The sequence below is a fragment of the Pseudomonas sp. CM27 genome (assembly GCF_013179515.1).
Classification (GTDB): domain Bacteria; phylum Pseudomonadota; class Gammaproteobacteria; order Pseudomonadales; family Pseudomonadaceae; genus Aquipseudomonas.
The window spans coordinates 1-4,739 of sequence record NZ_JABMCN010000253.1 but is presented as its reverse complement, the minus strand read 5'-3'; the positions used below and the strand labels follow the sequence as shown (position 1 = coordinate 4,739).

The 4,739-nt window shown below is 62.8% G+C and carries 5 protein-coding genes; all 5 read left to right on the top strand.

Annotated features, from left to right (window positions below; all coding sequences use genetic code 11):
- Positions 1–118: hypothetical protein (locus HP547_RS30010; RefSeq protein ID WP_372242919.1), on the top strand; the 118-nt coding region annotated here is incomplete at its 5' end.
- A gap of 23 nt (positions 119–141) precedes the next feature.
- Entirely contained in the window at positions 142–1,491 is a 1,350-nt protein-coding gene (astB, locus tag HP547_RS24300) for an N-succinylarginine dihydrolase (protein ID WP_172222383.1), read from the top strand.
- A 14-nt stretch (positions 1,492–1,505) separates the two neighbouring features.
- On the top strand, positions 1,506–1,796 hold the full coding sequence (locus tag HP547_RS24295) for a topoisomerase II (protein ID WP_172222387.1): 291 nt from the start codon (positions 1,506–1,508) through the stop codon (positions 1,794–1,796).
- A 10-nt stretch (positions 1,797–1,806) separates the two neighbouring features.
- Positions 1,807–2,814 (top strand): succinylglutamate desuccinylase, encoded by a 1,008-nt coding sequence (gene astE / locus HP547_RS24290; protein ID WP_172287898.1) that lies wholly within the window; start codon positions 1,807–1,809, stop codon positions 2,812–2,814.
- A gap of 295 nt (positions 2,815–3,109) precedes the next feature.
- Positions 3,110–4,739 (top strand): alanine--tRNA ligase (alaS, locus tag HP547_RS24285; protein ID WP_172287895.1); only part of this gene is annotated, 1,630 nt, incomplete at its 3' end.

The window sequence follows — 4,739 nt, the reverse complement described above, 5'->3', positions numbered from 1 at the left end:
CGGCAACCACCGTGCCAGTGCCTATTACGCGGCCGACTACTGCGCTTACCCCGTGGCTTCGCTGGAGACCGCCAGCCTTGCCTTGCCGGCGACCCTCACGCCGGGCATCACCCTATAACAACAGGTCACGGAGCCTAGCCGATGAAATCCTATGAAGTGAATTTTGATGGCCTGGTGGGGCCTACCCACAACTATGGCGGCCTGTCCTACGGCAACGTGGCTTCGCAAAGCAACAGCCAGCAGGGTTCCAGCCCGCGTGAAGCGGCGCGCCAGGGCCTGGCAAAAATGAAAGCCCTGGCCGACATGGGCTTCAAGCAGGGTGTGCTGGCGCCGCAGGAGCGCCCCGACGTGGCCGCGCTGCGCCGCCTGGGCTTCAGCGGCAGCGATGCCGAGGTGATCCAGCGCGCCGCCATCGATGCCATGCCGCTGCTGGTGGCCAGCTGTTCGGCGTCGAGCATGTGGGTGGCCAACGCCGCCACGGTCAGCCCCAGTGCCGACACCGCCGATGGCCGTGTGCACTTCACCGCCGCCAACCTCAACTGCAAGTACCACCGCAGCATCGAGCACCCGACCACCAGCCGCGTGCTGGGGGCCATGTTCAACAACGAGAAACACTTTGCCCACCACCCGGCGCTGCCTGCCGTGGCACAGTTCGGTGACGAGGGGGCGGCCAACCATACGCGGTTCTGCCGTGGCTATGGTGAGGCTGGCGTCGAGTTTTTCGTCTACGGTCGCAGTGCCTTCGACAGCCGTTATCCGGCGCCGCAGAAGTATCCGGCGCGGCAAACCCTCGAAGCTTCGCAGGCAGTGGCCCGGCTGCATGGGCTGAGCGATGACGGGGTGGTCTACGCTCAACAGAACCCGGCAGTGATCGACCAGGGCGTATTTCACAACGATGTGATTGCTGTGGGTAACGGCGAGGTGCTGTTCTACCACGAGGACGCGTTCCTCGACACCGACGCGGTACTTGGCCAACTGCGAGCTAAACTGGCCAGCAAGGGTGGCAACTTCCAGGCCATCTGCGTGCCGCGGGCGGCGGTGGGGGTAGAGGACGCGGTGCGTTCCTACCTGTTCAACAGCCAGCTGCTCAGCCGTGATGACGGCTCCATGCTGCTGGTGGTGCCGGAAGAATGCCGCAGCAACGAGCGCGTGTGGGCCTACCTGGGCCAGCTGACGCACCAAGGCGGCCCGGTGAAGGAGGTCAAGGTGTTCGACCTCAAGCAAAGCATGCAGAACGGCGGTGGCCCGGCTTGCCTGCGTTTGCGCGTGGCATTGAAAGAAACCGAACTGGCGGCGGTCAACCAAGGCGTTATCATGACCGCCCCGCTGTACGACACCCTGCTGCAATGGGTCGACAAGCATTACCGTGATCGCCTTGTAGAGGCGGACCTGGCCGACCCACAGCTACTGCTGGAGTGCCGTACGGCCCTGGACGAATTGACCCAGATCCTGAAGTTGGGCTCGGTGTATCCGTTCCAACGCCAACCTTGAAGAGAGACTTTGTTATGACCGACGCCCTGCGCCTGATCCTTGAAGATGAAGACGGCACCCAGCTGGAAACCTCCTGCACCCGCTTTGCCGTGGTCTGGCAAGGCAAGGAAGTGTGGATTCAGCAGGATGGCCGTGGCCAGCTGCTGATCGGTGTGGATGTCGATGAGGACGATAGCGAATACGCCAACCTGCTGCTGCGTCCGATGGCCACCAACCTGGTCAGCCTGCAGCTGGAAATGGAACCGGCTGAAGTCGCCGAAGGCGACGATCACGTCCATGGTCCCGACTGCGGCCACCACCACTAAGGAAGCCCCTATGCTCGCCCTTGGCAAATTGCTTGAGCTGACCCTCACCGATCACGAACCGGCCGAGAAGACCCAAGTGACACCCAAGGGCGCGCGTTTGCGCTGGCTGGGGGAGGGCGCGCTCGAAGTGCGTCCCCCCGAAGCCGAGGATTGCGGGCTGGACCTGCTGCTCTCCGCCGGTATTCACGGTAACGAGACGGCGCCGATAGAGCTGCTCGAGCGGCTGCTCCACGGCGTCGCCAACGGCAAGATCAAACCGAAAGCGCGGGTGCTGTTCCTGTTTGGCAACCCCGCAGCGATCCGCAAGGGCGAGCGCTTCATCGAGCAGGACATCAACCGCCTGTTCAATGGCCGCCACGAGCTGTCCAGCGGCTTCGAGGCCCTGCGTGCCGCCGAGCTGGAACAATTCGCCCGGGTGTTCTTCAGCAAGCCGCTGCGCAGCCGCCTGCATTACGACCTGCATACCGCCATTCGCGGTTCGAAGATCGAGCAGTTTGCCCTTTATCCTTATAAAGAGGGCCGCACCCATTCCCGCCGCGAGCTGGCGCGCCTGGCCGCAGCAGGCATGGAGGCCGTGCTGCTGCAGAGCAAGTCCTCCATCACCTTCAGTGCCTTCACCTACGAGCAACTGGATGCCGAAGCATTCACCCTGGAGCTCGGCAAGGCGAGACCGTTCGGGCAGAACGAGCAGGTCAACCTCGACAGGCTGGAGGAGCGGCTGATCCAGATCATCGAAGGCACCGAGCCAGAGGGTGAAAGCTCTCTGGATGGTCTGCAGCTGTTCAGCGTCTCCCGCGAGATCATCAAGCACAGCGACAGCTTTCACCTGCACCTGCCTGCAGACATCGAGAACTTCTCCGAGCTCAGCAAGGGTTACCTGCTGGCCGAAGACCTGGCCGAAACGCGCTGGGTGGTGGAAGAGGAGGGCGCGCGCATCATCTTTCCCAACCCCAAGGTCAGAAATGGCCTGCGGGCGGGCATCCTGATCGTGCCGGATTCGGGCCAGCAGCTGGAGTGAGGCGCCCATCTCAGCCCTGCTATTTCGGATCCCATTACGGATGAAAACCTTTTAATTCACCGCCTGTTCCATTTTCCCTTCCCTTGGGCGGTAATTGGCTTGCCAGTGGCGAAAGGCTGGATTTAGCATCCATTCATGCCATTTTCGTTTGCATGGCCATCAAAGCCGTCCAATCGACACTTTCTATCGCATAAACACACTGCACCGAGATTGCAGGACCGATATAATGCGGCCCTTTGCCGTCGTTTCGTCGACGTGTTTGCCCGACTGGGCCGCCGTTTCCGTGGAAGAACCTATGAAAAGCGCAGAAATCCGTGAAGCCTTCCTTCGCTTCTTCGAAGAGCAGGGACATACCCGAGTCGCCTCCAGTTCGCTGATTCCGAACAACGACCCGACCCTGCTGTTCACCAACGCAGGCATGAACCAGTTCAAGGACTGCTTCCTCGGTGCGGAGAAGCGTGCCTACACCCGGGCCGTCAGCAGCCAGAAGTGCGTGCGCGCCGGTGGCAAGCACAACGACCTGGAAAACGTCGGTTATACCGCGCGTCACCACACCTTCTTCGAAATGCTGGGCAACTTCAGCTTCGGCGACTATTTCAAGCGCGACGCCATCACCTTCGCCTGGACCTTCCTGACCTCGGAACAGTGGCTGAACCTGCCCAAGGAAAAGCTCTGGGTCACCGTCTACGCCACTGACGACGAAGCCTACGACATCTGGACCAAGGAAGTCGGCGTGCCGGCCGAGCGCATGGTGCGCATCGGCGACAACAAGGGCGCCCCGTACGCCTCCGACAACTTCTGGACCATGGGCGACACCGGCCCGTGCGGCCCGTGCACCGAGATTTTCTACGACCACGGCGCCGACATCTGGGGCGGCCCGCCCGGCTCGCCGGAAGAAGACGGTGACCGCTACATCGAGATCTGGAACAACGTCTTCATGCAGTTCAACCGCACTGCCGACGGCGTGCTGCACCCGCTGCCAGCGCCGTCGGTGGATACCGGCATGGGCCTGGAGCGCGTCAGCGCCGTGCTGCAGCACGTGCACTCGAACTACGAGATCGACCTGTTCCAGAACCTGCTGGCTGCCGCGGCCAAGGCCATCGGTTGCAGCAACGAGGGCCAGGCCTCGCTCAAAGTGGTCGCCGACCACATCCGTTCGTGCGGCTTCCTTATCGCCGACGGCGTGCTGCCATCCAACGAAGGCCGTGGCTACGTGCTGCGCCGCATCATCCGTCGCGCTTGCCGTCACGGTAACAAGCTGGGCGCCAAGGGCAGCTTCTTCTACCAGATCGTCGCCGCACTGGCTGCCGAGATGGGCGATGCCTTCCCTGAGCTGAAGAGCCAGCAGGCGCACATCGAGCGCGTGCTCAAGGCGGAAGAAGAGCAGTTTGCCAAGACCCTGGAGCAGGGCCTGCGCATCCTCGAGCAGGACCTGGCCCAGCTGCAAGGCGACGTGGTCCCGGGCGACGTGGTGTTCAAGCTCTATGACACCTACGGTTTCCCGATGGACCTGACCGCCGACATCGCCCGTGAGCGTGAGCTGACCATCGACGAAGCCGGCTTCGAGCGCGAAATGGACGCCCAGCGTGAGCGTGCCCGTTCTGCCAGCGCCTTCGGCATGGACTACAACAGTGTGGTCAAGGTCGACAGCGCCACCGAGTTCCTCGGCTATGACGCCACCGAAGGCCAGGGCAAGATCATCGCCCTGTACAAGGACGGCCAGGCGGTCGACCAGCTGGGTGAGGGCGAGCAGGGCGTGGTGGTGCTTGACCGCACGCCGTTCTACGCCGAATCCGGTGGCCAGGTTGGCGACTCGGGCTTCCTGCAGGCCGGCGCTGCACGGTTTGACGTGCGCGACACCACCAAGACCGGTGGTGCCTTCCTGCACCATGGCGTGGTCGCCAGCGGTGCGCTGCTGATCGGTT

What these genes read in the sequence shown, in the direction of transcription:
- astE (WP_172287898.1), top strand. Translation starts at nt 1,807, where the DNA reads ATGCTCGCCCTTGGCAAATTGCTTGAGCTGACCCTCACCGATCACGAA.
- HP547_RS24295 (WP_172222387.1), top strand. Translation starts at nt 1,506, where the DNA reads ATGACCGACGCCCTGCGCCTGATCCTTGAAGATGAAGACGGCACCCAG.
- astB (WP_172222383.1), top strand. Translation starts at nt 142, where the DNA reads ATGAAATCCTATGAAGTGAATTTTGATGGCCTGGTGGGGCCTACCCAC.